33 protein-coding genes are annotated in these 24,249 nt (G+C 48.2%); 26 read left to right on the top strand and 7 right to left on the bottom strand.

The genetic code is table 11. The features are described from left to right. Positions 1-8 precede the first annotated feature (8 nt). The 6 genes from F384_RS26410 to F384_RS26385 form a co-directional block, all read right to left on the bottom strand. On the bottom strand, positions 9-779 hold the full coding sequence (locus F384_RS26410; protein ID WP_046498859.1) for a hypothetical protein: 771 nt from the start codon (positions 777-779) through the stop codon (positions 9-11). Between the two features lie 127 nt (positions 780-906). Continuing rightward, positions 907-1,437: a FlhC family transcriptional regulator gene (locus F384_RS26405; RefSeq protein WP_046498854.1), complete on the bottom strand. Its 531-nt coding sequence runs from the start codon at positions 1,435-1,437 to the stop codon at positions 907-909. Between the two features lie 2 nt (positions 1,438-1,439). Further along, positions 1,440-1,970: a hypothetical protein gene (locus F384_RS26400; protein ID WP_008786618.1), complete on the bottom strand. Its 531-nt coding sequence runs from the start codon at positions 1,968-1,970 to the stop codon at positions 1,440-1,442. Continuing rightward, a complete protein-coding gene (locus F384_RS26395) occupies positions 1,963-2,523 on the bottom strand; it encodes a transglycosylase SLT domain-containing protein (protein ID WP_008786617.1) in 561 nt (186 codons plus the stop codon). The genes F384_RS26400 and F384_RS26395 overlap by 8 nt, the downstream gene beginning before the upstream one ends. A gap of 30 nt (positions 2,524-2,553) precedes the next feature. Next, positions 2,554-3,084 (bottom strand): hypothetical protein, encoded by a 531-nt coding sequence (locus F384_RS26390; protein ID WP_020996207.1) that lies wholly within the window; start codon positions 3,082-3,084, stop codon positions 2,554-2,556. A gap of 14 nt (positions 3,085-3,098) precedes the next feature. After that, on the bottom strand, positions 3,099-4,121 hold the full coding sequence (locus F384_RS26385; protein WP_008786616.1) for a ParM/StbA family protein: 1,023 nt from the start codon (positions 4,119-4,121) through the stop codon (positions 3,099-3,101). 1,185 nt (positions 4,122-5,306) lie between these two features. On the opposite strand from F384_RS26385, the gene mobI reads away from it, so the two are divergent. Both mobI and F384_RS26370 read left to right on the top strand, forming a co-directional pair. After that, positions 5,307-5,738: a conjugative transfer protein MobI(A/C) gene (mobI, locus tag F384_RS26380; protein ID WP_020996208.1), complete on the top strand. Its 432-nt coding sequence runs from the start codon at positions 5,307-5,309 to the stop codon at positions 5,736-5,738. An 881-nt stretch (positions 5,739-6,619) separates the two neighbouring features. After that, positions 6,620-7,309, top strand: a complete 690-nt coding sequence (locus tag F384_RS26370; RefSeq protein ID WP_008786615.1) for a hypothetical protein — start codon at positions 6,620-6,622, stop codon at positions 7,307-7,309. A gap of 57 nt (positions 7,310-7,366) precedes the next feature. On the opposite strand, the gene F384_RS30080 is transcribed toward F384_RS26370, so the two are convergent. Beyond that, the gene (locus F384_RS30080) at positions 7,367-7,603 is read right to left on the bottom strand and encodes a hypothetical protein (RefSeq protein ID WP_139156957.1); all 237 of its coding nucleotides are present in this window, start codon (positions 7,601-7,603) and stop codon (positions 7,367-7,369) included. Positions 7,604-7,721: 118 nt separating this feature from the next. On the opposite strand from F384_RS30080, the gene F384_RS26365 reads away from it, so the two are divergent. From F384_RS26365 to F384_RS26250, 24 genes are all read left to right on the top strand, one after another. Then, positions 7,722-8,285 (top strand): hypothetical protein, encoded by a 564-nt coding sequence (locus F384_RS26365; protein WP_008786614.1) that lies wholly within the window; start codon positions 7,722-7,724, stop codon positions 8,283-8,285. Between the two features lie 12 nt (positions 8,286-8,297). After that, on the top strand, positions 8,298-8,714 hold the full coding sequence (locus F384_RS30250; RefSeq protein ID WP_193388326.1) for a hypothetical protein: 417 nt from the start codon (positions 8,298-8,300) through the stop codon (positions 8,712-8,714). Between the two features lie 121 nt (positions 8,715-8,835). Further along, the gene (locus F384_RS29650) at positions 8,836-9,087 is read left to right on the top strand and encodes a hypothetical protein (protein ID WP_071846954.1); all 252 of its coding nucleotides are present in this window, start codon (positions 8,836-8,838) and stop codon (positions 9,085-9,087) included. 15 nt (positions 9,088-9,102) lie between these two features. Next, the gene (locus tag F384_RS26355) at positions 9,103-9,375 is read left to right on the top strand and encodes a hypothetical protein (protein ID WP_046498843.1); all 273 of its coding nucleotides are present in this window, start codon (positions 9,103-9,105) and stop codon (positions 9,373-9,375) included. Between the two features lie 11 nt (positions 9,376-9,386). Next, positions 9,387-9,770 carry a hypothetical protein gene (locus F384_RS26350; RefSeq protein WP_046498837.1) on the top strand — a complete coding sequence of 128 codons (384 nt, stop codon included), beginning with the start codon at positions 9,387-9,389 and terminating at the stop codon, positions 9,768-9,770. A gap of 63 nt (positions 9,771-9,833) precedes the next feature. Beyond that, a complete protein-coding gene (locus tag F384_RS26345; protein ID WP_046498832.1) occupies positions 9,834-10,529 on the top strand; it encodes a hypothetical protein in 696 nt (231 codons plus the stop codon). A gap of 180 nt (positions 10,530-10,709) precedes the next feature. Next, positions 10,710-11,882: a hypothetical protein gene (locus tag F384_RS26340; RefSeq protein WP_046498827.1), complete on the top strand. Its 1,173-nt coding sequence runs from the start codon at positions 10,710-10,712 to the stop codon at positions 11,880-11,882. 801 nt (positions 11,883-12,683) lie between these two features. After that, entirely contained in the window at positions 12,684-13,004 is a 321-nt protein-coding gene (locus F384_RS26335) for a hypothetical protein (protein ID WP_020996210.1), read from the top strand. Between the two features lie 151 nt (positions 13,005-13,155). Further along, entirely contained in the window at positions 13,156-13,749 is a 594-nt protein-coding gene (locus F384_RS26330) for a hypothetical protein (RefSeq protein ID WP_046498820.1), read from the top strand. A 94-nt stretch (positions 13,750-13,843) separates the two neighbouring features. Further along, positions 13,844-14,110, top strand: coding sequence for a hypothetical protein (locus F384_RS26325; RefSeq protein ID WP_046498816.1), 267 nt, complete (start codon positions 13,844-13,846; stop codon positions 14,108-14,110). Positions 14,111-14,219: 109 nt separating this feature from the next. After that, positions 14,220-14,678 (top strand): hypothetical protein, encoded by a 459-nt coding sequence (locus F384_RS26320; RefSeq protein ID WP_020996211.1) that lies wholly within the window; start codon positions 14,220-14,222, stop codon positions 14,676-14,678. A gap of 35 nt (positions 14,679-14,713) precedes the next feature. After that, positions 14,714-15,190 (top strand): hypothetical protein, encoded by a 477-nt coding sequence (locus tag F384_RS26315; RefSeq protein ID WP_046498810.1) that lies wholly within the window; start codon positions 14,714-14,716, stop codon positions 15,188-15,190. 75 nt (positions 15,191-15,265) lie between these two features. Beyond that, complete coding sequence (locus tag F384_RS26310) at positions 15,266-15,541, top strand: hypothetical protein (protein ID WP_020996212.1); 276 nt, start codon at positions 15,266-15,268, stop codon at positions 15,539-15,541. Positions 15,542-15,656: 115 nt separating this feature from the next. Next, positions 15,657-15,929 carry a hypothetical protein gene (locus F384_RS26305; protein ID WP_046498802.1) on the top strand — a complete coding sequence of 91 codons (273 nt, stop codon included), beginning with the start codon at positions 15,657-15,659 and terminating at the stop codon, positions 15,927-15,929. A 154-nt stretch (positions 15,930-16,083) separates the two neighbouring features. Beyond that, complete coding sequence (locus tag F384_RS30075; protein WP_008786602.1) at positions 16,084-16,389, top strand: hypothetical protein; 306 nt, start codon at positions 16,084-16,086, stop codon at positions 16,387-16,389. A 12-nt stretch (positions 16,390-16,401) separates the two neighbouring features. Beyond that, positions 16,402-16,695, top strand: a complete 294-nt coding sequence (locus F384_RS26295) for a hypothetical protein (RefSeq protein ID WP_008786601.1) — start codon at positions 16,402-16,404, stop codon at positions 16,693-16,695. Between the two features lie 97 nt (positions 16,696-16,792). Then, positions 16,793-18,865 (top strand): ATP-dependent DNA helicase DinG, encoded by a 2,073-nt coding sequence (gene dinG, locus F384_RS26290; protein ID WP_080950110.1) that lies wholly within the window; start codon positions 16,793-16,795, stop codon positions 18,863-18,865. A 20-nt stretch (positions 18,866-18,885) separates the two neighbouring features. Then, positions 18,886-19,200, top strand: coding sequence for a hypothetical protein (locus F384_RS26285; RefSeq protein ID WP_046498794.1), 315 nt, complete (start codon positions 18,886-18,888; stop codon positions 19,198-19,200). A gap of 99 nt (positions 19,201-19,299) precedes the next feature. Continuing rightward, positions 19,300-19,698 (top strand): hypothetical protein, encoded by a 399-nt coding sequence (locus F384_RS26280; RefSeq protein WP_046498791.1) that lies wholly within the window; start codon positions 19,300-19,302, stop codon positions 19,696-19,698. 29 nt (positions 19,699-19,727) lie between these two features. Further along, complete coding sequence (locus F384_RS26275; protein WP_155404061.1) at positions 19,728-20,150, top strand: hypothetical protein; 423 nt, start codon at positions 19,728-19,730, stop codon at positions 20,148-20,150. Continuing rightward, the gene (locus tag F384_RS26270) at positions 20,147-20,542 is read left to right on the top strand and encodes a hypothetical protein (RefSeq protein WP_046498784.1); all 396 of its coding nucleotides are present in this window, start codon (positions 20,147-20,149) and stop codon (positions 20,540-20,542) included. Before F384_RS26275 ends, F384_RS26270 begins: the two co-directional genes overlap by 4 nt. 1,049 nt (positions 20,543-21,591) lie before the next feature. Further along, entirely contained in the window at positions 21,592-22,287 is a 696-nt protein-coding gene (locus tag F384_RS26260) for a hypothetical protein (protein ID WP_046498775.1), read from the top strand. Positions 22,288-22,559: 272 nt separating this feature from the next. Further along, entirely contained in the window at positions 22,560-23,018 is a 459-nt protein-coding gene (locus F384_RS26255) for a hypothetical protein (RefSeq protein WP_046498772.1), read from the top strand. 303 nt (positions 23,019-23,321) lie between these two features. Further along, a complete protein-coding gene (locus F384_RS26250; protein WP_046498769.1) occupies positions 23,322-23,963 on the top strand; it encodes a hypothetical protein in 642 nt (213 codons plus the stop codon). Positions 23,964-24,249: the final 286 nt, after the last annotated feature.

Here is a 24,249-nt window from a genome sequence, read left to right as displayed (position 1 = left end):
CTTTTTTTTTACTTCCTGAACAGGTATTGCTGACCGTCGCTGAATACCATTGGCTCATGCTCAGGGGAACCAGGCAAGAACAGCGCCCGCTGAGCGCCCAGTTCTTTACTCATTGCTTTAACCAATCCCACGTTAGAACCTCGGGCAGCATAGAGGTTGAAACAATCATTACCGATAATGAATGTCGCCTGACCGCTGGTGCTGATAGGTGGTTTTGGCAACGTTGGGGCAATATCAGCATACGATACCCAATCACCGTTTGTCGCTTTCCGGCGAACAGCATTTTCAACAGCGCCGCCTTTCCCCTCGCACATCCCACCAACTTTGTATCCGTCCATCCGGGTTAGTGTTTTCCAGAAGATCGCATTGACCTCACGCTCGTTTTCTTCCTGAGATTTACCGTTCCATGATGCGACCCGTACAACGCCATCAACGATCGCTGTAGGCTGTTGGGCCGTTAAAACAGACAGTACAGGGATGAAAGATGTGTGTGTCGCGAAGCCCGCAGCCACATCGGCCACTCCATTACCTCCCAAGTTGGTTACACCTTTTTCACCAGCCTTAACCGGAGTTTTGAGAGGGACAAGCTGGCCATTAGACGTGAAGCCGTTATAGATAAGGTATTGATCGCCCGTATCGGTGATCTGACGTAAATCCATCGCCCGGGCAAATTTCAAAGCATCAGATGGATTGGAGTCCACCGGCATAGCCGGTGGTTGAGAAGCCGCGCAACCAACTAACATCAGCGATACCAAAGCAAGACCAGAGATTTTCTTCATTTTATTTTCCTTGGGACACCAGTAGGTTTGTTATTCAATACTAACCCGACTCATTCAGGTGACGAAGTCACCATGCAATAAAAAAACCCGTAACAACGGGCTTTTTTATTAAATTTAGCTTAGTCACTTACGAATTTTCATTTTCAGTTTCTGCATCAGAGCAAAACGGACAAATATGCTTTTTCCGTGGACGGTCACAACTCTGCGGAGAAATAAATGAAAGCTCGCAACGGTAACACCTTACCATGCGAATTTCTTCAGCACGAAAATCACGAGCAAGCGTCCAAGCCTCATTGGCATCAATCATCATTTTTGAGGCTTCTTCCGGGCGGAACTTAAGGTTTAGCTCCCGATAGATTTCGAACGCACTAACCACATCAACGATGTTGTCACTGTTATTAGGATCTTTCGAACGACGCAGATAGATGCTCATAAAATTCGTTGCTTCAACTTTTTTGTGTGTCGTGTTGAGCAACGTTTCTGAATGTTTAAGTCGTCCGATCGATACATCACTCAGATGGAATTCTTTACGCAAAAAATCAATAACACGGTCACTTGCATTAAGTGAATGCACAATAATCTTTCTACGGAAGCCTAATTTTACCATTTTCTGAGTTAACGCAAATTTATCTTCATCCCGGACAAGAGCAGCCTTCATAATCAATTACTCCAATGAGAATAGCGCGACTGTAAGTAGCCTGTTAATTCCAAGGTTGGGTTGGGGGCTCCAATAACTGTACTGAAGTCACAATCTACTAAATCGGCAAATGGACGAATAGGTTTAAAATATATTTTGCCGGTTATGATTGCATCAATTGTCTGTGCATCATCCATACGTTCGACAAGCTGGACGGTTTTTTCATTATCAAACCAGTAGAATGTTTGGGCGACAGTACCTGTATTAATGAAAACACGAATACTGAATACCAGCAGAGCAAGCCGCAGGATGTATGAATCATGGCGAACGAATTTTTCTACCTCAGTAGAAATCTTGCGTTCAGGATCATGACAGATATTAAAGATGGGCAAGTCATACTTCTCCATCGATAGTGCGAGCTTTGCCTGATTAGTTTTCTCAATCAAGAACTCCCGGTCACCTTCTGCTAACTCAAAAGGGCTTTTATACAACGATTGCGCACGGGTAATAATTGAGATGGCAGTCTGTAGAAAATACAAATTTTGATTAATCATTTTCGATAAGCCTCTTCCATACGCGTAATACGCGCTGACCATATTCACGAGCCTTGCCTTCCAACTTAGGGTTTTGAGTGTTGTATCCACCTATCGCCAGTTCTATATCACCAGGGTTAGCTTTGATGGCCGCACACAAAGTCTTTGCCCCGATTCGGATGTTTGTATCGATATCCAAGAGTTCTTCAGGATGGTTAACATACTGTCCGTTCCAACGAAAATTAATTTGAACGATTCCAATATCTGTTACCGGAGTGGCAGAGAGGTAGCGGGCTAGCGCTCTCTTAGCATCTTCATAACTTGTCGGGTAATACGACCCATAAACATAGTTGTTCAATGCCCAGGGGCTCGGAACAACATACCCCTTGGTTCCTGCATTTTTTTTACTCTCGGTGAGTGCCACCGCGTAGAGAAGGTACGGATCGAGACCACACTCTTTCTGGGAATGTTTTTCCCAGGAAGTGCCACGAAGATCTACAAGCCTGGCGTTCGAACTCGTGCAGTAAGCAGCACATAGTAAAGCGAGCACCAAACTCTTCGTTGCTTTCTGCATTTCCCCCTCCCCACTAACCCTACGATGGCATCAACTTATGCGTACACGCCTTGGTGTACCCTTTACATTAACGCCGCTACCTTGATTGTTACCTGCCTCCCCAAAACCCGATTTATCTCCGGGATTGGGCTCCGGTTCGTTTCCAGTAAGCTCAGGCTGACTGATTAGGTTCGCCGTCGATAACTGGCCATCGTTTACTTCGAGATGCTGAATATCATCGCCCTCACCAAACGGCGGGCCTGTATTGACTATATCGTCGCTAACCACGTGACGAAATTTTGGTTCCTTGTCCTCATTTTCTTTGGGTAAGTGGCCGTCTCTTTGACTAGTCATCAGACCAGTCTCCTTTTCTATATTCGGCCCACGGACTGATTTCTTCTGTTCTGATTTACGTTTTTTTGAAGTCTCACGGACGACACCGGGTATAAAATTGTCACCCGCTAGCAATGCTCGGTTCGCCAGCGCCAATAGAGAACTACTACGCTGGCCAGACGGTTTTGATTCCAGATAATTAATCAGCTCTGGAAACAGTATTGGATTAATCGTCACTCGAACTTGCATGAACCCCCCTTTGCTCAATCGTCACCGTAAAGCATCAAGTCAACGCCATAGTTCCAGAAACCGATAGCATTACTGGCAACAGGCAACGGGCTCGATACGATCCTGGCTCGGGGGAATTCCTCACGAATAGTCTGTTCATAGAACCCAGTCCCACCACCGGCAGCTGCAATGATATGGACTGGCCCAAGAACCCTTGTCGATTTTCGCAACTCTTTGACTACATCACTGGCGATGGAGGGAATTGCTTCTTCAAGCAGAGGGCGTAGGGGAATGTGGCGGAACCCATTAAAGAAAGATGGTTCATTGTTACGGAGAGCGATTTCAATGATTTCTGGTAAATCATCGATACGCTCTTCCGGGTTAACGGCATTAAGGCGATTCACAATGCTTTCAATAATTGCACTGGTTGCTTTTAGTGATGAACCTGAAGAGCCTGATACCCGGCTCCCGCTCTTAAAGGCGATGTAGTCCATCGAGAAGAAGCCTGGGTCAACCACGAGAATAGTCGCCTTCTCTAACTCTTCCTGGCTGATAAGGCCTGGTCTGTTAACGATGTCATTGATGACACCTACGCCCTGCTGAAGAACAAGGCATTTTTTAACAGTCACTGTTTTTCCAGGCGCAATGGTAAACGTCCCGGTGAGCCTAGCGGTAAGTTTTGCGCGTTCGCTATCGTTGGCTAGACGAACAGGTAAACCTGTTACTACCAGATCGATGTCATTGCCAGATTTAGCGGCTATTTTATCCAGTGAGGCCAGATATAGCGCCAGGTACATTTCTGTCATGTGGTAACGGTCATGCAACTCCCGTGCATCAGGGCGTTCGGTAAAAGCCCGCCATTCTTTACCGCCTGGGTAGACAAGCACTTCGTGTTCGCAGTTACGCTTTACCAGCCGCACATCTTCTACAGCCTCATTCGTTGCGTAGGCCGGATAAATACTGACTGTGGGTTTGTCATCCGCTGGATCCCCGACAGCAATTTTTACATTGCTGTACCCAATATCAATTCCGCAGACAACCAATTTGTCATTGCTCATTCGTTAACCCTGCAAGTTAAAAATGAATTACTGCCACTCCGATAACATTTGAGCGCCAAAAAAGGGGGTCGCACTAACGTAATGAAAGGTGGCCTCCCCCTGCCAACGTCGGGAATAAACCGTTAACAAGTTGTTACATGGTATTCAAACGATAATTGAATACCATTTTTTTTATCGGCAAAACGCCCCCATTTTTGACGTTAATAATGGCTAGATTTGGACGCTTAAGATGTCCGTTATGTACATAAATGCTGCATGAAACATGACACTATATATGGCTAAATCTAGCCTTAAAATCATCAACCCCTAACTTAAATTAGACTGGGTAAATTAGATGGTAATTTGTGAGGACAACGCTTTTAGATAGGCTTTCCGCCTGGGAATTTGGCGGAGTATATATACTGGACAGGCAAGTTAAGGAGACGTGAGTTAAGGAATGCTGTGGGGATTTTTCAAGGTGGCATCTTGTTAAAATTTAACTTAAGCGCATGAAAGAATTTCACTTAAATATGCACTTTGAACCTTCATTCCACCCCAAAAAACACCCCCTCAAATTAGTATATATACCTATAAAATGTGACCAAAATCACCATGACACCGATGTAATTTAGGATTGATCCTCAAGACAAGTGAAAGTGAAAGGCGGTTTTCGGTCTGGTTGCCATTGTATTCTCCAGAAAGGTAGTCAAAACGGTAAAGCCCAGAAACATGGTTTTCTGCCATATCATATAGCGATTCCACATAAGCGCTTACGATGAGGTCTATGCAGTGGTGGCAATCATTACGTCAATCGCCTTTACGTCAGAGAAAGTGAGTTTCCATTATATTCCCCAGAAACCTATGAAAAAGTAGAAATACCCAGAAACGTCGTTTTCTGCCATATCATATAGAGATTGGCAAACAGCTTGATTAAAATAAAATGGCTTGATAAAAGTACCAGTACAGATTGATATTAATAACTCAAACACCAGATTGCCATTGTATTCTCCAGAAACATCCAAAAAATGAGAACACCCAGAAAGTTACTTAACTGGAGAATCAATCTTTCCTGTTTCGGAACTGAATGCTAAAAATCGAACCTGAAAAGGAACTTTCTCTTTCTCCAGAAACGTAGGGTTCTGGCGTAATAATAGAGATTCTCTTTTTTGGGGTTAAGTCCTACTCAAAAAACATCGAGGTGGTTTTATGCAACTCGTCGGGTATATCAATGATCTGGAAAAGGCTCGCGATGCGGTTGATTCAGCCGCAGAACTTCTGTTTAACGAAGCCAATAGTCTTCGGGAGGAATATTGGGAGAAAGCTATCGCAGACGACGAGAAGGCGCGGTACAGCTTTAACGTAACCAGGCAAGGAACAACTATCAGGATCCGCTGGGCCAGATTGACTCCTTTACGCAAAGCTGGTGGTGGCATTGATCGTGTCGTCCCCAAATACCTACCTCTCAACAAAGGCGAATCATATCCACCAGCGAAATTTAAGGACGCAAGCCAGCGAGAACTTGCGCTTATCGAACTGTATGAAGGTCAGCTTATTTGGTTGCGTGATGAGCTACGAAAAAACCGTGCAATTCGGCAGGCTCTTTCGCTTCGAATAACTCACCTAAGAAAACAGCTTTAGAAATACAATGGAGTAAACATAACGGATATACATGAATACCAGGCGATGACCTGGTATTTTTGTTAGTGAGCCTTCAGGCGATCTGTTAGTGAGCCTATAGGCGATAGCGGACTTATCGCGACGGAAAGGAATCAGGATGATCGCAATATGATCGCGATTGTTTTCGCCCGGGTATGAACGGTGGGGAATGCAGCGGGCTATTTCGCGGGCGCGAATATGGAAGGTAAACAAAGCGGAAGCGATAGCGTCGGTTTTCTCTATTTTTACATCGGGCGGTTGAGCATGGTAATAATCAAACCGCACGATGTCGGAGGAAAGATGAATTTCCTCCGGGGGTTTTTATGGGCAACCGGAGGTTGCCTTGGGTTTTAATCGCCGGGGAAAACCAAAAGTGAATAACCGACATGGTTTTCCTCCGGGGGTTTTTGTCGCGGCGCGTACTGCCTGGATATTGTGATCGGCTATCAGAACGGCCAATGCGAAGTCGATACCCTCGTTCGGAATGACATCCCTCCCGATACAATCGTAAACAAAACGGAACCAGTAATAATTTATCGCTCTGATTATCAAAGCGGATCATCTCTGTCTCATACCGGCTAAATACCCTTGTGAAATCGATCTGTATTCACAAAAGGATCCGTTATTGGGATAAAACCACGCCAGAATGGCCTCAGAACGATTCTGAGCTTATCCCCCTGGTATTTTCACGATCGGATTGATTAAAACGCGCCTGAGCGTTTTGAGCGCGTTTTGTGGATCGACATATCTGTAAATTTCCTGAGTATGGTTAGGCTATGCCTGTCCTCACCCTGATTTTGTTGCGAACTGGGAAGCCATTATGATTAGGTCTGAATGTAAAGCACTTGCAGAGGTGATGCGGTATGAGTCATGAGCGCATTGAGGTTATTGGTGATGGAGGCAGCTGGATAGCCGAACGGCTTCAGTCATTCAGGTTAACGATCCTGGGTCAAAGTGAGTCGTTGTCTATCGTCAGGAATCCGGCTGACAATTCTGCCTGGGTTACTCACGATGATACCGGCCTTGTATTATGCCCCCTCCATGTTGAAGGGTCGTCGGCCCCGGGCATAGCTGAGGCTGCTGAGACGGTAGAGAAATACATCACCCGGGTGAGTCCTGCGGGATTATTAGCTCGGATTAAGCAAGCCCGTAACCAGCTGGATAAAATTGCCGCGCCGGTAGACTCACTTTCTGCGGCAGCACTGTTAAGACGTGGCGGGATCCCGATTCTCTCACTGCGAACCACGGAATATCTGAAGTGGTATGAATCGTTAGCGAGACTGGCGAAAGGTCATGCTCTGTCACCATCCATCTGGGTCGATAACTACCTTGCCGGTGATACACCAGAAAGTGCCTGGGCGAATGGACGCGGACTCTATGAGTTAATCAACAATGGAAATATGACATCAGCCAATACGATATTCCCGGTCTGGTATTCGGTAGCGCTGGCACTGGGGAGATTCACAACGGAAGAACTGCCTGTGATGAATGCCTGGCCGAGCTATTGTGATGGAACCCGGGTGGAGAGTTTTATCCAGTTGTATCGTGATTAACTCTTATTCATAGGCCATATGATTAACGAAATAGTAGATCTGCGGTAAGTCTGGTCGTTACCAGGAACCCCGGGACAGACCGAAACTTGCTTTCGGGTTGTCTCGGGGTTGGCCGAGCGAAGCGCTGGCAAGCGAACACGACGCTGATGTCACGGAATTATTACTTCCCCCTACCACTGACACCCCCACAAATGTGCCGCCTTTCGCCCGTAGATAACCGTGAGGCAGACCGAAACTTGCTTTCGGGCTGTCGAGGGGTTGGCCGAGCGAAGCGCTGGCAAGTACAGACTGCATTGCAGCCCCAGTATTTCTCATCGCTAAATTCTTTCTTGAAATATCGTCAGTTTCTCTGTTTGTCACCCACCAGCCTCATGTTGTTATTGACCTAACTGCCATTCAATGGGAAGCAACAATGTTTAATTTAATCGCGAAGGCTAAAGAAGCAGGTTATCAATTCTGGATCAGTGCCTCGAAGGTACTGACAGTTACTGCCGTAACCGAGGGAGTACTGACGGTTATCAAAACTGTAACTGATATTAACCCTTGCTTGCTGGTGGCTGAGTTAATGAACCTTGGGATCACTGTATCCCCAGATAATAACTATTTCTGCTGGTTGGATCGCGAAGGTGTCCTTTGGGCCGTTGACCGCCACCATCTCTATCGCGGAAATACAGGAGAGCATGGGATAAGCTGGGAAGTCGTCTATCAGCACGGCATGGTAATTAATACCCCTGAGCAGGCATCCATTCTTTTCAAAATACCGCACGTTGGGCGCTTTACTGCCACTGTTATGTATAGCGCGGGCTATGCACCCGACTGGGTTCTTCCAGCCTTTGTTGATTTTTCTGGTGAACCGGATCATGAAACAATCCTGTCCTGGTTATCCGAGGTAGGTATTCGTAATGCAGGAATGCATCTCGAAGATATTGAGTTTCTTTCTGTTGAAGAAAACCCTGACGCTTATATTTCCCTTTAATGAGGTCACTATATGTCAAACGTAATACCTTACTCTTGGGTGGTTCGCTTCGATGTTGCTCCTCAGTGGGTAGCAGACGGCTTTATCATGACAGATACCACTGCTCTCGAAATGTTATCTGATGTTATTAACTATGCAAACGAACACGAACTTGCCGCATCGGTTATTTCAGCACCCGGTGCAGAACGAATTGCCGAGGAGCAAGGCTATTTGCCATCTAACAATACGGAAATAATGAGTCAGGTGCTAACCGGCTCACCGCAGGCATATGCTAAAGCATCCGTGGCAAATACCCTGCTAAAGGCTATAGCGGCACTTGAGAAAACGCAGAATAATAAGCAGATCGTTAAAGAACTGCATTCCAGCCTGGCTTTACTGACGGGCTATAAGCCTATTTCGGACATTATCTGGTTTCCAACCCCAGAATAATTCTTTCATAAAGAGCTTAAATTTTTAGCTCTTTTATTTATGGCTTTTCTATTCGTCAGCCACCCGGCGTGTGTTTAACTGAAGTTAGTAAACAAAACGAAAAACATACGCGGGGTGATTTATGAATACTGCAATTCATCAAGTTCGAAATAACGGTCGTCGCACTACATCTGCACGTCCAGTTTGTTATCCAGTACGCCCGCAGACAGAAAAAGAACTTTTTTCTGTAGGCCGTAGTCTCTGGTATCGCTACACCACTTCATTTGGCCCGTGCCGTGAAGTTCACCATCATCATGTGCAGCAGCTTGCACACCTGGTGGGTAAATCTGTTGGCTATGTTGAACATGCCATTAATCATTACCTCACGCATTGAACGAGGCGGCTTAATATGTCTACTCAAATCTATTGTGCGGTGCTTCGCCATTTCATGATGATGGCTGCATCCTCCCAGCACTCATTGGTTGTGCTGAAGCAATTATATAACGCAGAGATTTCATCGAAAGCTCACCTGGCTGGTCTCTCCGTGTCTGAAGCTGAAGCGCTCCTGGCCCTGCCATCCACCAGCTGGCGCAAACGCGATGACGTGATTCATGAGCTCAATATTCGTCTTAAGCAACTCACCGGCGTAACCACACCGCCAGCTCAACAAATCGCTAACTGATGGAGTTCAACATGCTGCCATTCCTCATTTTGCTGTTCTGCTCATCGCCTGAGACTGCGCGTATGATCTTAATCTACGCTACTGATGAAACTGCGGCCCGCCTCCAGGCGCTTGAAGATTTTGCACGTTTGAATGATTCCGGTTTTGCTGCTTCCGCCCAAGGCCCATCTGAGTGGGAGAACCCTCACGGTGAGCAGCTCTTCATCGAATCGGTATACCCGGTTCCCCCCGGGGATTTATCCGCTATCCGCCGAATGCTCGGGGATGACGATGCCCCATATACCGACAAGCATCTAATTGCCGGTTTACTGGAGGACAGCCGACGTATACAGATGATTGAACCGAATGCCGGTACTCTTTCACGTATTGCTCAGGCAGAGCAGTACCTTCAGTAGACCCGTTTTCCGACCGCCCACCAGCAGGTGGGCTCTCGGGCTAAATTCCTGTAAGAGGTATGTATGCAAGGTACACCACGCTGGTGGCAAAATGGTCGTCGGGTGCAGGCCGTTCTCGCAGATAACCAGACCGCAGATGTTCGGCTCAATATCGGTCATGAGAATGACTTCTGGTTTACCGATGATGGTAATAACCCTGTTGCTGTGCTTAAGGTAATCGGCCCGGTCTATCCACTGGATCCGCTAAAATTCACCTCCAGTATCACGGATATCCTTCCTGAAGATGTCCTCAGCTATAAAACTGCCCTTCAGGAACACCAAGTGATAAACCGGCCTGTCTCTTTCTATTTAGCGCTTGCCGATGCCTGGTTACTTGTCAATGAGCAGGAGCCGGTTTACCAGTTCCGCATTCGAAACCAGTACAACGGCATGGCTACAGAATGGAATTCCGTTGCCAGGGACAGAGTCATCGAAGTCATTAAGATGCAGCCAGAGAACGCTGAATTTCGGGTGCTTACCACTTCCCCCGCCGAACCTGTTGAGAACCCCCGTGAGCTGATTTCGGAAATAGAGCGCCTGAGAGAAGCCATTCACAAACTCTACCCAGCAAATACAGAACTTCGCCGTATTGCCCGCAATAGCGGAAGGATGCATCTGCATGACGATACCAATGGCAAAATGGCCTATGCAGACAATGCCAGAATTACTCCAAATCTCGATGCATTTGTAAAGCAGCTGCATCGCTCACTCAAGGCTTAGCGCATGAAGTTGTAACCCCTCCCTCAGTGTTTTCTGCTCTGATCAGCGCCGTCATGAATCAAATTTTTGACGGCGCTGCCGGTTGTGCCGATATCAAACATGGTAAATACAATGGATTGATTGTTGTCTGGATCCCGGACACGGATTTATCGTTGATGGAACCAAGTTGAGATATACGAGATGAAAAGACCAACCGCGCACAAAAATGACCGTCTGCCGGTGCGCAGAACTAACCCTACAACGCCTCAAGCAAGAGAGCGTGTTATTGCCGGGCTGGTGGCTTCAGCTACATCTGACTTCGTCTACCTCGTTCAGTGGCTGAAATCGGGAAAGCAGAACGGTGAGCCTCTACAGCTATCCAGATGGGATAGCCTGAGAAATGCAATCAGCCACCTTGAGACGCTGGATGCCGGTGTACAACCTGACTGGCGCAAAGTGCTCACTCTGGTGTCGCGGGAAATTCATACCAGCCATAATGTCCAGGCGGTTGTTACACCCCCGTCAAAAATCGCCGGTGGCATACTCAGCAACCTTAACGACATCAGCCAGAAGATAGCGACCGGGCTTGCATCCCCTGACATGCTCGGCAGACTCAATTATATGCTTCAGCTGACCGCAGGCCTGGCTGGTGGTGACGAACTGGCGCAAAGCATCCGTAAGGTTTCTGACAGTGCAGAAAAAGCCCTTCGTGGTTATGACAAGCCGCAGGCAAAACCCAAAACACCTAAACCGGCCCCACCAGCTCATGCAATCCGTGATGATCAGACGTTCCGGCTGGAGTGTGCCCCACTGATTGGGGTTGATGACCTCTTTGTTGTGGCTAATTGCCTTATCGCGATGTCCGCCCGCCTGGGACGTTCTCCTGTCAGCCTGGCAAAACGCGCAGCGGCTTTAAAAGGTGTGATTCAACCCGATATGCTGGCTGACCTGCTGGAGCTCTTGCAACAGGACGTGGATCTGAACGCCCTGGCCCCGCCCCCCAGGGTTAAAGACGATAATACCCGCAGTGATGGAGGTAAGCTCGTCGGTTTAACCGGGGTCGTCGAAGGTGGTGCGTCAATCGGTGCTGAAGCGCAGCGTATCATCACCGCAGAACTGAAGAAGCACTCACCGCTCACTTCGGCGCAGCGCGTATCTTTCGATACCGCTCGTGCGGGCCTGGCACTGGAGAGCGATACATTCCGGGTTATTGAAGAGATCAGGCGTATTGCAGCGTCTCTCAACTGGAGACCGCTGGCTGTTGCGGCCCATGCCGCGCATAAATCGCCTGGTATCCGCCCGGAGATTGCCGGGGATGTGATCACATTGCTGGCGCAGGATGAGACTTTAACCACCAGCAATACGGGCCGTTAAGTTCCTGCAAAGCAGACTACTGCTTACCTCGCGATATTGCCCCCAGCAACTCATAAATAATACCGGTATAAACGTCTGCGTTTTGCCGGTATTTTCATTCGCTCTATTTTTACAATTAGCGATAATAGCGTTGCTAATTACGTATTTTTACACTCAGAAACCTTCGTCACCTGAATAGGGTATGGTTCACTGAATAGGCAAAGACGTTAAATCTTGTCAGCTACAGAAAGGAGGATTTATGTAAATGCTCTCGTTACGTTCAAACTCTTAAATAACTGCCGCGCCTGCCTATATAAGCCAGGCTGTAGACCAGAAGTCTACGAATTTAGCGTTACTGACAATTCACAATCCAGTGAACCGGCTCACATTAAGGAGGTTTTATGCGAACGCGTAACTTTACATCCGAGTCTATGTAAACTGATCTGCTGGCGCTGCCGAGAATGGCGGACTCCGCTGCCCCGGTAATAGACCGGGGCAGCAGGACGAAAGCGTTAACGAATTACCGGTTTTTAAAACCAATTTTTTCGTCTGGTGGGATACAAGCGCTTAGGCCGGTTTCCGTCAGACACCCTGAAGTTGTGATGTGTGAGTGTGTGTAGTGCCCCCCTGGAAATTGTTGTAATTAATTACTGTGTGTAGTTTTGCGGGGATAAATCCCCGCTTTTTTTTGGTATTTTTTCTCTTCGTCTCCCCCGCGCCCTATGCCATGATGCTTAAGGATTAAACGTAGAATTCTTTCTCTTTTTAGCTGAAGTCTGACGAACTGGTTTCCTTTTGACCTACACACATTGAGGAATGAAAATGAGCGACGAAATTCAAGAAATAAATGCTGCTAACGAGATGCAGAAAAAAATTGCGGCGGCTTTAGCTTCTGAAGGCTTATACCTTCTGGACGGACATACCTACACCGCGCTGTGGTTGAAAATGCGAAGAGTATGTAATTTTTATTCTGCTATTGATGGGCAACCAGTCACTGTCACTCTTAGCCTTACGCAGTCAGGTACGGTCGTTGTATCGTGGCAACCAAAAACCAATAAACTCGTGCCTGCTCCAGATAAGACCTTTCCCCTTTCACGTTCGCCAGCTCCTGATATCACTTCAACTTCAAAATACGGATATTAGCGAGTAGCGCCCTCAGATTTCTAATCTCTGAAATCGAAGACAGGCGGGGTTAAATCCCCGCTTTTTTTTGCCCGATTCCCTTCGTCACCTGAATACCCCGTGAGATTATAAGTAAACAAAACGAACAACACTCAACACACGGGGCAATATCATGACTACCACCAACGGAAAAAAAATCTTCTACGTTCACTATTTTGAATTCGACTCCTGCGGTGGCGAGTTTCCACTGATGCGCGTTGAAGCGGAAAACGAAGATGAAGCCAAACTGATCTGTCTTCGCAACCTCGCGGATGTTTATGACGTTGATCATGGCGATATCAGCCTTGAAGAGGGCTTCGAAGTGAACGGCAATAGCGTTTATCTGCAAGGGATTTACCCGGCAACCGCAGAGCAAGCGCTGGTGGTTGATGCGGTATTTAATATGGCTCCTGTCGCACCAGTCGCTGAGGCTGTGACCGGCACGGCGGAATCCACCAGCGGTATCAGCCTGGTCTCTGACAAGGTCTGGCTGGAAAGCTGGTTCGATCTCGAAGACGAATTTGCTGATCAGATGTCCCACGTCGCAGAAGATGACAAGTCTGATACCCGCTTCGTCCTCTACCGTGACCAGGTCATCGATGTGCGTGAATGCGAGACCTCTTCAGTCCCTGGCTGGGATCTACAGTTCGGCTTAAGCGGCGGGACGCAGATGCTTTTCATTCGCCTGTCTGAGGACGGCGATCACGTGGCGTTGGGTCTCGAATAACCACGGCCTGCACCCGGGTACGTTCGCCCGGGTTGCTCCCCCTCCCCTGAATTCAAACCGAGTGTTATGACATCATTCTGAGGAGTACCAGACGATGAGTGAAGTGAAGAATTACAGCATCTCGAAGACCATTGATTTTTACATCAATGAAGCATCCCCGGAAACCATCGCGGGCCGCAGGATCTATCTGGAAACCGTATTAGCTCCTCGTCTTCGCAAAGGCCTTGCCGTGCTCAATAATATAAACCTGCCCGAGCAGGAAGATATTGAGCTGCGCGATGTGTACCAGCGTGGCGTGGATTTCTTTGACAAATTGTTCGATGCCCCCGTCCCGCAGGCCAATACCACCACCAGCAATTAATCCGCAAATTTAGTCCATTTTTTACCCGGCTCTGACTTCGTCACCCGGGTAACCAGTGATTTAATAAGTAAACAAAACGAACAAATCCAATTATCACTGGGGATGCACCATGTTTAAAAGTCTGTCTGAATTGATGACCAGCGCTGGCAAGACCGACGCGCATAAAGTCTCGATAGTCCAGGTTAAAACCGGTGTCACCTCGTGGGGCCGCAAAAACCAGTCATCCCGGCCTACGGCTGAATACCAGATCTGGATGGATACTCCTGACAACGACAGTCGTATCGTCCTGAAGCTGAATTTCGTGCTGAGTTCCCGCCGTAACCAGCCTGAGAAGAATGCGCCCCTGAATATTGAAATCAGCCAGTACGCTAACTGGGATACGGTGAAACGCACCTGGGCGGAATGCGCTCCTGAGCGCTATATGCGTCTGGATAATGAAACGGCAGATGAGTTTATGTCCACCAGCGGGGTCTGGGAAGAAACATCTGTCATCACCAATGATATGCAGCCGGATTACCGCTACTTCTATCCAGGCACGTCCTATTACGTGGCAAACGACAGCTACTGAAGCCAGAAAACACACCACATAACCGAGGATCTACCATGACCGATGTTAACCAGACTACCCCTGAGTGCTTCAGCATTTCTTCCCTGACCGACCTGTATCGCTCGGTGCAGGCTACCGAGTCCCACGCCCTTTCAATGATGCGTGTCCAGCGGGGGCTCACCTCCTGGGGGAGCCGTCGTACTACTGACCGCCGAACTGAGGGGTTCACCGTCTTTCTGGATGCGCCGGATAACGCCAGCCGTATTACTGTGAAAACGGAGTTCGTGCTGAATGCTGCTAAGACCGGCCCTGATACGTCCAATGATCTGGTGGTGGAAGCGCGTGAACATTCAGGCTGGGATGAGAGCCGGAATTGCTTCACGGTTACCCGCGAGATCGGTGAACTGCGGGTTAATGCTGGTGGTGATAATCATGCCGCTACACTTCGCCAGCTGTGGAAGCTGCTTCACGCGCAGGCAAAAGCTTACCAGTCCAGAAATACTGCCGGTAACGCCACCTGGCTTATGTTCTGATAAGCCCCGGGCATGGTAATGTGCGTCACGACATTAAGCGCGTGGCGCACGACGTTCGTTTAGAAGGAAGTGAAGATGAAAATAAGCCAGCTGGAAGCCGGGATGAGTGTCTGGTCGGTTAGCCGGGTAAATATGGGCAACACCACACTTAAGACGGTTGTCGTCCACCCGGTCGTGATTGTCGAAGTCCATGACAACCATGTCATCGCCACCTGGAATGGTAACGCCCCGCGTCGTTTTGGTGAGTCCGTCATTAAGGGCTGGAAGAAAGAAAAGCCGTTGCTGATCCGTGAAGGTTTTGGGCAAATGCGCCTGGCTACCCGGGAAGAGAAAGCGCTGGCAGGCAAGTAGCCCCCTTCGTGACCTGTATGACCCGTGGTGTAATGGCTCCGACAACCCAGGCAGTTTTCGCAACGCAACACTCTGCCGCAAATCACCAGCCACGGGGCCAGACAGGGAATACACGATGACCGATGCCATCCTTTCTGAAGAGCTGTACTTCAAATATCTCAACACCCACGAACGCGAAAGCAGGTTTCGCATTGACTCCTTTCGCTTTGATGGCGAGCCTCAGTGGACAACCAAATTCGGGCAAGCTCGCATCCGCCCTTCTCAGGTACGTGTACTGCTTTGCCGCTGCGGGGCAAACAACTGGAAGGACGATGGCAGATTCGCCAATGAGTACTGCTGTGACAGCTGCGGACAGTTCGTGGAGGTGCTACAGCATAACGACCGCTGATTCGCATCCCGGAGCCGGGCCTGACGGCTCCCTTATGCACCATTTCAGACCGACATAATCATTCTGATAATACCCGCCGTATCGCCTTCGTCACCTGTCGGGCCCGTGTTGTACTGGTATCAGTACAACATAAAACGAGATCACGGGGCGCATCATGCAGACACTGACCGACGTATTCAGCGATAAGGCGAATAAAGCCTTTCATTCGATTTTCGCCGATTTCCTGCCCGCCAGCGCGGATGGGGTAATGACCTTCACGGTTCGCGGCTACGGCGGAAAATCTGCCAGTATGACCGTTCCCTCTGCCACCCCGGTTTTTGTCTTTGGAACTGAAGAGCTCGCCGACTTCCATCGCTCCGCTGTGGCGGGAGAATTCTACATTGTGGATCACGGTGGTTTCCGCACCCTGAATCAACAGGTAGAGCGTGGCCGCGTTCCGGTCATCTACGACATCCTCTGAAAGGAACCGCTTATGGCCATCGACACGGTTTACCGCCTGCGGCTCGATTTCGACGTGTATAACGGCGATGTCATCGACACCAAAGAGCAGGAAGACAAAGACCAGATCTCCATTGCGAAAATCAGCCAGTTTATCTTTGAAGCATCCAACCGTTTCAAGCTGGATAGCTGCGAAACCAGTGAAGGCGGGCCAGCGCATGGGCCTTACTGTGTGCTGGAGCATAGCGACCGTTCCGCGCTGGAACAGGCCGAAAATGAAATTAAACGCTATGTGAGACGCTTTAAAGGCCATTCACTGAAAGACTGATGAACCCGGTACATCCACCAGCTTGAGGATGTCCCTGACTTCGATAGCCGCTGCCAGGCTGTAATTACTGAGCAGCAGCAGAGAACAAGGTACGGATATGCCAGACAACAAACCCCGGATGACTGCCGCTGAAATGACTGAGCGAGCCTATCACTCCTTCCTGGACGCGAAAGGGTTATCCCCTCGTGCCGGGCAGGTAGACATGATGGCGTTTTGCAGCGAGGTCGTGAATGCGACCCCATCTGAAGAGCAGTATCGCGTCGGGGTTATTGAGGCAGGTACGGGGACAGGGAAAACACTCGGGTATTGTCTGCCTCTGATCCCTCTGGCGATGGAAAAGCATAAGACGCTGATCATCTCCACGGCAACTGTTGCGCTTCAGGAACAAATCATCTCCAAGGATCTGCCAGAAATTCAGGCGAGAGCGGGCCTGAGCTTCTCCTATGCGATGGCGAAGGGCCGTAGCCGGTACTTCTGCCAGATGCGCTGCGACGTTCATATGGAAAGCGAAATGAATGCCTATGGCTACATCCGCGATGATGTGGAGGATATCAGCAAGGCCTTTGCTGGTGGTCACTGGACGGGAGAGCGTGATTCCTATCCTGATGAGATCAGTGAGGCGGTGTGGGGCCGGGTTAATGCCATTGGCAGTCAGTGCCCTAAAAAGCGTTGCCCACACTATCACCGTTGTCCGTTCTTCCTCGCTCGCGCTCTGCTGGATTCGGTGGATGTGGTTATCGCCAATCATGACATCGTATTGTCTGACCTGTCGCTGGGAGGCGGTATTATTCTTCCCCCGCAGGAAGAGTCCATTTACGTGTTCGACGAAGGTCACCACGTTCCGCAAAAAGCAATTAACCACTTTGCGACCTCAGCCTCTCTTGATGCCAGCAGGCATTTCATGGCTGAAATCTTCGACATGGTAATGACCATGCCGGAGTCCTACGGCGGGACAATGGAACAGCACGTGCAGCAGTTGGTGGAATTTGCGGGCCACGCCGGTAATGAGCTCGGTGATCTGCGGGGTACGCTCTTACGCTCTCTTAACTGGCGAAGTGATCACGACATGCCGAACGGTGTGGAATCGGACATCTACCGCTTCCCGGAGGGCTTCGTACCTGAAGCTATTGCGGCCCTGTTTTCACCCGCGTTAAAGACAGTAAACGAGATGCAGAATATCGTTGTGAAAATGACGGCGATTGTGGATGAGGCCGGGCGGGATATCAGCGAGGATGATCTGGCCCTGCAAAAGATGGCTGTCGGCGAGCTGGCAAATCGCCTGGCGGGTATGCATCAGGCTCTGGCCTCATACTGCCGGAATAAAACCGTCTCCGGTATGCCTATGGCCCGGTGGATTAATGTCCGCCGTACTAAGCGCAGTACCGAAGTGGTGATCAATTGCAGCCCGGTCTATGCGGGCGAACACCTTAAGTCTCAGCTCTGGACAAAGGCTTACGCCACGATTGTGACCTCGGCAACTATCCGCTCCCTCAGTAAGTTTGACGCATTCATGGAGCAGGCCGGTCTTCCAGCCGATACGCCTACCCTGCTGGCCCGCAGCCCGTTTGATTACCAGAACAACGGTGTATTGTTCATCCCCCGTATGCGCTCGGTTCCGACCAATCATGAAGAACATACAGCGGAGATTATCGAACTCCTTCCCAAACTGGTTCTTCGGCTTCAGGGTTGCCTCGTGTTGTTCGCCTCCCGCAGGCAGATGGAAGAAGTCAGCAAAGCGATGCCAGAACATATCTCACCGCATCTGCTGATACAGGGGACACTTCCAAAACGGGAAATACTGCTGCGCCATAAACTCAGAATCGACCGTGGTGAGCCGAGCATTATCTTTGGTATGGCTTCTTTCAGTGAAGGGGTAGATCTGCCTGGTGTTTACTGCAACAACGTCATCATTGCCAAACTGCCTTTCAGCGTTCCGACCGACCCGGTGGGCCAGACCCTGACGGAGTGGCTGGAGAAAAACGGGCGTGATGCATTCCGGGAAATCTCTATGCCTGAAGCCTGCCTCAAGCTGACCCAGTCGGTTGGTCGTTTGATCCGCACGGAGAGTGATACCGGCGCGGTGACCATTCTGGATAAACGCCTGAAGACAAAAGCCTACGGTAAGGACATCCTCGCGTCCCTGCCCCCTTTCCGGCGAGAAATCCGGTAACCAACAGTAGAGAGGTTGTTATGCATAAGATTGAATGTCCGCGCTGTCTGGGTGGTAAGGGTGAGATCAGAGCGTTCCGGCACGTGCAAGGCGGCGTGTGTTTCCGCTGCAAAGGCCAGGGGTATGTCGAGGTGAAAACCATCCCGAAACCCTCTATCCGGTTTGTTGCCATGCAGAAATGGGCAAATCCAGAGGACGTTAACTACAACAATGGTGATTTTATCAGGACGTTCTATTTCAAGGCCCGCAGCCAGGCTGAAGCAACCAGGAAACTCCAGAAAAAACTCGGTGCGTCTGGTCGCGAGTTCTATGCCACTCCTGCGGAGGATGTCTAGCAATTAATGGGGGCGTTTTGCGGGGGATTTCCAGTCCATCCAGACCCTGTATTTAGTAAAATTTCATCCAACCTAATTCATACCAATAAGGTGACAACGATGACAGCTTTAACAACAAAAAAAAATCGCACATTTAGCGCCTATCTCAACGCTCTGGCATTACCGGTGCTGTTGTTCGTTGTTGAATATGCTGCGGTAATCCTGGCTGAGAAGTCAGGGTTAATCTCAATAGAATGGAGTAGTTTCAGGTTGAGCATCCTATTCTGTATAGTTTCGCTTGTGTGTACAGCTATTTCCTTCTCAAATGGTGAGAAAGGTAATTTCTTCTTCGCAGCCGCTGGAATATTAATTTCCTGGGCATTCGGTTTGGTTATTTTTCTTGTCGCATTATTCATTAGTTTCGATCTGTCATTTCTCACCGGTCGGAGCGTTATTAATACTATAAGTACTGGTTGTATATTTCAGATTATTGTCGCTGCCATAAAAGAAAGATTTTAATGGCCTTGAAATTTAACGCAGAGGTATACATGCAAATCACTACCAGAATAGCGTCCATTGGTAAAGGGTTGTTCTCAGTTTACTTACCAATAATCTATATAGTGCTTCAGTTTGCTTTGGTCTATCATTATACAAAAAACAGTTGGGTGCAAATGGACTACATTTCATTCTGCGTCGCTATTTTTGTTTGTATTTTAATGTTGTATTTTCTTATCATGACGCATTTTCAAACGGACATAAAAATGTTCATTTTTAATGGATTGGCGATTCCTGCTGGATGGCTTCTGTCGCTGGTGGTTTTCTTTATGGTATCAGAACATCATAGTATTAATGAATACCTCGCGGGGTATTGGCATCATTTTGCTATATGCATGTCAATGCTGGTGCTTTTTATTTCAGCGGGTTATGGCATAGGTATTATGCAATCTATAAGCAAGAGGTTTGAAAAATGAGAACTCCCACTTTTGCAAGAGGCTATTTTTCTCTCACCTTCCCAATTGTGTACCTTCTTATCCTGTACATACCAACTTTATATTTAATTCAGCAGGAAGTTATTAAAATTGATGCTGGGCATTTACTCGGGCCGCTAATAGTTTCCGTCCTCGGATTATTGCCCCTTAGCAGCCTTCATTTTCACCCCAAGAAATTTGCCGTCATTATGGATGCCGTTGCTATACCTACCGCTTGGTTAGTGACCATTTTCGGTTTCATCAGTAGGGCAACTGATATTAACTATCAGAATTTTTTAGCTGATGGGTGGGTGAACGGACTACTGTTCGGCTCTGCTATTGCAATTATGATTACTGTTATTGCTGGAGCGCTGGGGGAGTTTTTAAAAAAATAGAGCTGAGCCTCGCTTTGTTTGTTTTCTGTTTAGTTTTTGCATCTGGAATTGTAACCCCTCTTAAGATTCGTCATGAGTAAAGCAGGGTTGCTCAGGCTGGAATGCTGCAAAAAAGACCTTTCACTTACAGCTGGAGTTTGCTATGACATTAATCATCACCACTTTATATAAAAAATTCTCATTCCGAGTACTCGCAGTGCCGCTGATTATTTTCAGTATTGAATTTTTGATATGGGCAGTGCTTATTCGCGAGAATGTTATATCCGGGGACTGGCATCTTTACAGAACTTTTTTATTCGCTTGTGTACTCGCAATGATTGCTACGGGATTTACATTCCAGAACCCTGATTACTTAAAGGCTGCTATAGGTCTTCTCGTATGTCTGATTTTGGGTTTTATGATATTTTTTATGTGTCTTATCGGGTCTCTCGATTTTTCGTTTCTCACTGCCAAGATGGTTATAATTTTCATGATGGCAAGCTTTATATCTCAGATTCTTACTTGCCTTATTAAGGTGTTGGACATTTAACTAAAACCCCACCTGGACATCCATTGAAAGAATGATAAAAGAAAGCACCTCATTTTGCGGTGCTTTTTTTTATCATTCACTTTGCAATCTAAGTATGCTTTCGCCTGAAGCAACCGAAAAGCACCTTTCGCGAGAGGTTTTTTTCGCGAATTTTAGGAGAATGAGATAATGGTATTCCCACTTACTTTCCATCAGTACATTCTGGAGTAATGACATGTTTACTTTAGTTCTCGTGATTGGGCTTTATTCAAGTAGTGTAACCTCTCAGATAATACCTGGCTACAAAACCTATGATGAATGCCAGAGTGCCGCGCCTAAAGCAACTCGTTGGGAAACGGTCACCATCTTAAGTTATTGCATTCCCCAGCCTGCGGATAAGACAAAGACGTAAAGCTGCGGCATATGTGAATAATCGAAGTGGTGTCGATTTGATACCTAATTACTTCGTCAAATGTCGACCGGTGGGATAATAGGTTTAAAACAGTTAATACCTTCATGAAATAATGGAGACAAGGTCATCATGCTCGCATTCCATACGGTCAGAGTAAAATTGAGTTTTGCCGGAAAGCCACCATCGGCATTTCTGCAAAGTGCCCTATTTATGGAAAATCAGCGTTCCGAGTTCGCCAACTGGGGCGACCCGGGTACGGCAGGTAACACACTGCTTCGCGACATCCTCCGCTCTCAACCAACGGAGCTGGACACTCTACAAGGCGTGGTCACCCTGACCACCAGTATCCTTGGCAAAGCCGAATGTGCTGAGTTGCTCATGCTGGTGGGTCTTCCTGTCTCTGATGAAGAAGCTGCTGAGCTAGTGATTAACAACGCCGCTATGGTCTTTACTACCGGACAGGCCAATGCAAAGAGCCTGATTCGCATGGAAATCACCAAAGCGCGACTTACTCCTGATCAGCAGGTCATTGTCAGTACTGAAAACCTTGTCCGGCAAATGTACGTCATGAACATCAACGGGATCTGCTTTGTCGTTGAGCCTGAGATATGCCTCGATGCTGAGAAACTGCCAGGTGCAGAGTTCTTTCTCTCTGAAGACGAAATGGATGCTGCGGGTGTGGGCCGCTGGGGAGAAAACGGCAGTCAACACTGGCGATGCATGGTTGCCCGGCTCAATGGCAGGAGCGTCATCCTGAATGAAATGGGACATATGTCCGAGCTCGGCGATGAACCGGAAATTCAGCTCAATAGCTTCGGCGGGTAAAGACCACCAGCGAGGAACTACGATGAGACACGATAACGTTAAGCCCTGCCCTTTCTGCGTTGTTCATCTATCCGGGTTCGGGAAATTTCGAATAATTTTCGCGCCAGCTGCAATTCCTGCGAGGCCACGGTGGCGTTTCAGGACTCCGAAAAAGCCGCTGTGACGCGCTGGAATACCCGAGCTGAAGAGAAACAAGCTGGTGGACTCCAGTCAGCATAAATTAGCCCCGGGCTGCTCTGTAGGCCCGAATACCGATATGAGGAAACACTGACATGAACCATTACATCAACGAAGTGTTATGGAAATCAGTACAGGCATTTATCTTCTCGTTTGTTACTGCCCCGGCAGTAACGTTACTGCTCGTACTGTTCTGTACGACTCTTACCAGCTCACCGTCAAGAGCTTTCCTCGATCAGGCCCGTAGTCTGGTTGGAAATGCCACCAGCACCACGGTCATGGTTTGCTCTGATGAGAAGGCTGAATTTGTCGCGTTCCGCTCTTCAGATTGCCCGCGACACGCGGTGAATGCGGATGATGCCATTGAACAATGGGATTTGCAGTTGCTCAAAGCCTACCTGGTTGTGGCGGGTATCGCTTTTGCCTGCTTGATGCTCGCTGATTTGTTCAATTACCGCAGAAAGCCGTGGCGCTATGGGAACCATCCCGCTGAAATGACACGGATCCCTTTAAAATCCGTGCCGAAAGAATCCGATGATGACGCGGATAAGTAACCGCTCATTACGCACATCAGACAGCCGGTTAATGCCAGTTGCATAGGGGGAAGTATGGGTAGGCCTACAGGAAATATCGTCAGACTCACAAAATCAACAGGTCGAAGTAGTGACCATTTTGGGCCTTGCGAGTTATGCGGAAAGCATATGTCGGAAGCATTTCGTACCAGAAAAGCCCGTGAGTGGCAGCGTGAAAATGGCGAGTTCTATTACGGCCATGATTCCGCCGTCATGTATGCACATGAAAACTGCATTCTAAATCTGAAATGAAGATTAGCCTCAGACTAACAACTGGTGAAGATTATGAATAAACCTCTGGATAAAATGTTTCCTGTTTTTACTATCTTATTCTTCTTCGTGGTGGTGCTATTGGGGGTCGCTATCGCTGAAAAACTTCTATGGGAGGGACACCGCTATCCTGATTTTCTTATCAGTGATGCCTATGTGGCGAAAGATACTCAAGTGCAGGCTACCAGCGATACATCACTGATTCAGCAATGCTACGCTCAGCACTTAACCGGGTGTGAGAAGTATCGTCGAAGCTTCAGCCAGTTGGAGGTGGAGGGTGGCGATCTCAAATCGCTGTGTAAAATCCAGACAAATGGCACGGATCTGGACGTCTGGCAGAGTGACACTCAATTGCTGGTTCGTTGCTCACGAGGGCATGTTTTCCGTGTTATACCACTTAAGCCAACAGACAGCTCCGTTGAAAAACTAAAACCAATGGTTGATTTGGTTAATCACTGGTTAATTTACAACCGATTCACCAAAGAGATATTTCAGCAAGATCCAGTCGATATCTATTTTGTCGGTCTGGATACGGGAGGAAAGCACCTTTCTGTAAAATATTGCTTTAGCGGGGTTAGTCAAATTACTCCGCAAGAAACGTTCCAGAAATGTGCAATCGAGTCTGATGTGACTAAAGCGGAGCGCGACGAATCATGATGACATTCCTCGTCAATCTGTATCGCGCAACTGCGACCTACCGCAGTTGTGCGTTCTTTACTCTGGTCTCCGGCCCGGCGCTTGCGATTTTCTTAGCGTTCGTCTGCCTTAACTTTTCTGGCTCACCTTCAGCTCAACTGCTGTCTACTGCCAGAAATGTCATTGATGGTGCACCGGTAGGTAAGCTACTGGTTTGCGTCGATGAATCAATATCAACGACTCCCCCGACACCTCTCGTAACACCCTGCGTTCGCGAGGCGGTCGATGAATCAAAAGTTACTGCGTT

The sequence above is a fragment of the Citrobacter amalonaticus Y19 genome (genome assembly GCF_000981805.1).
GTDB lineage: Bacteria > Pseudomonadota > Gammaproteobacteria > Enterobacterales > Enterobacteriaceae > Citrobacter_A > Citrobacter_A amalonaticus_C.
This window is presented reverse-complemented; position numbering and strand designations above follow the sequence as displayed.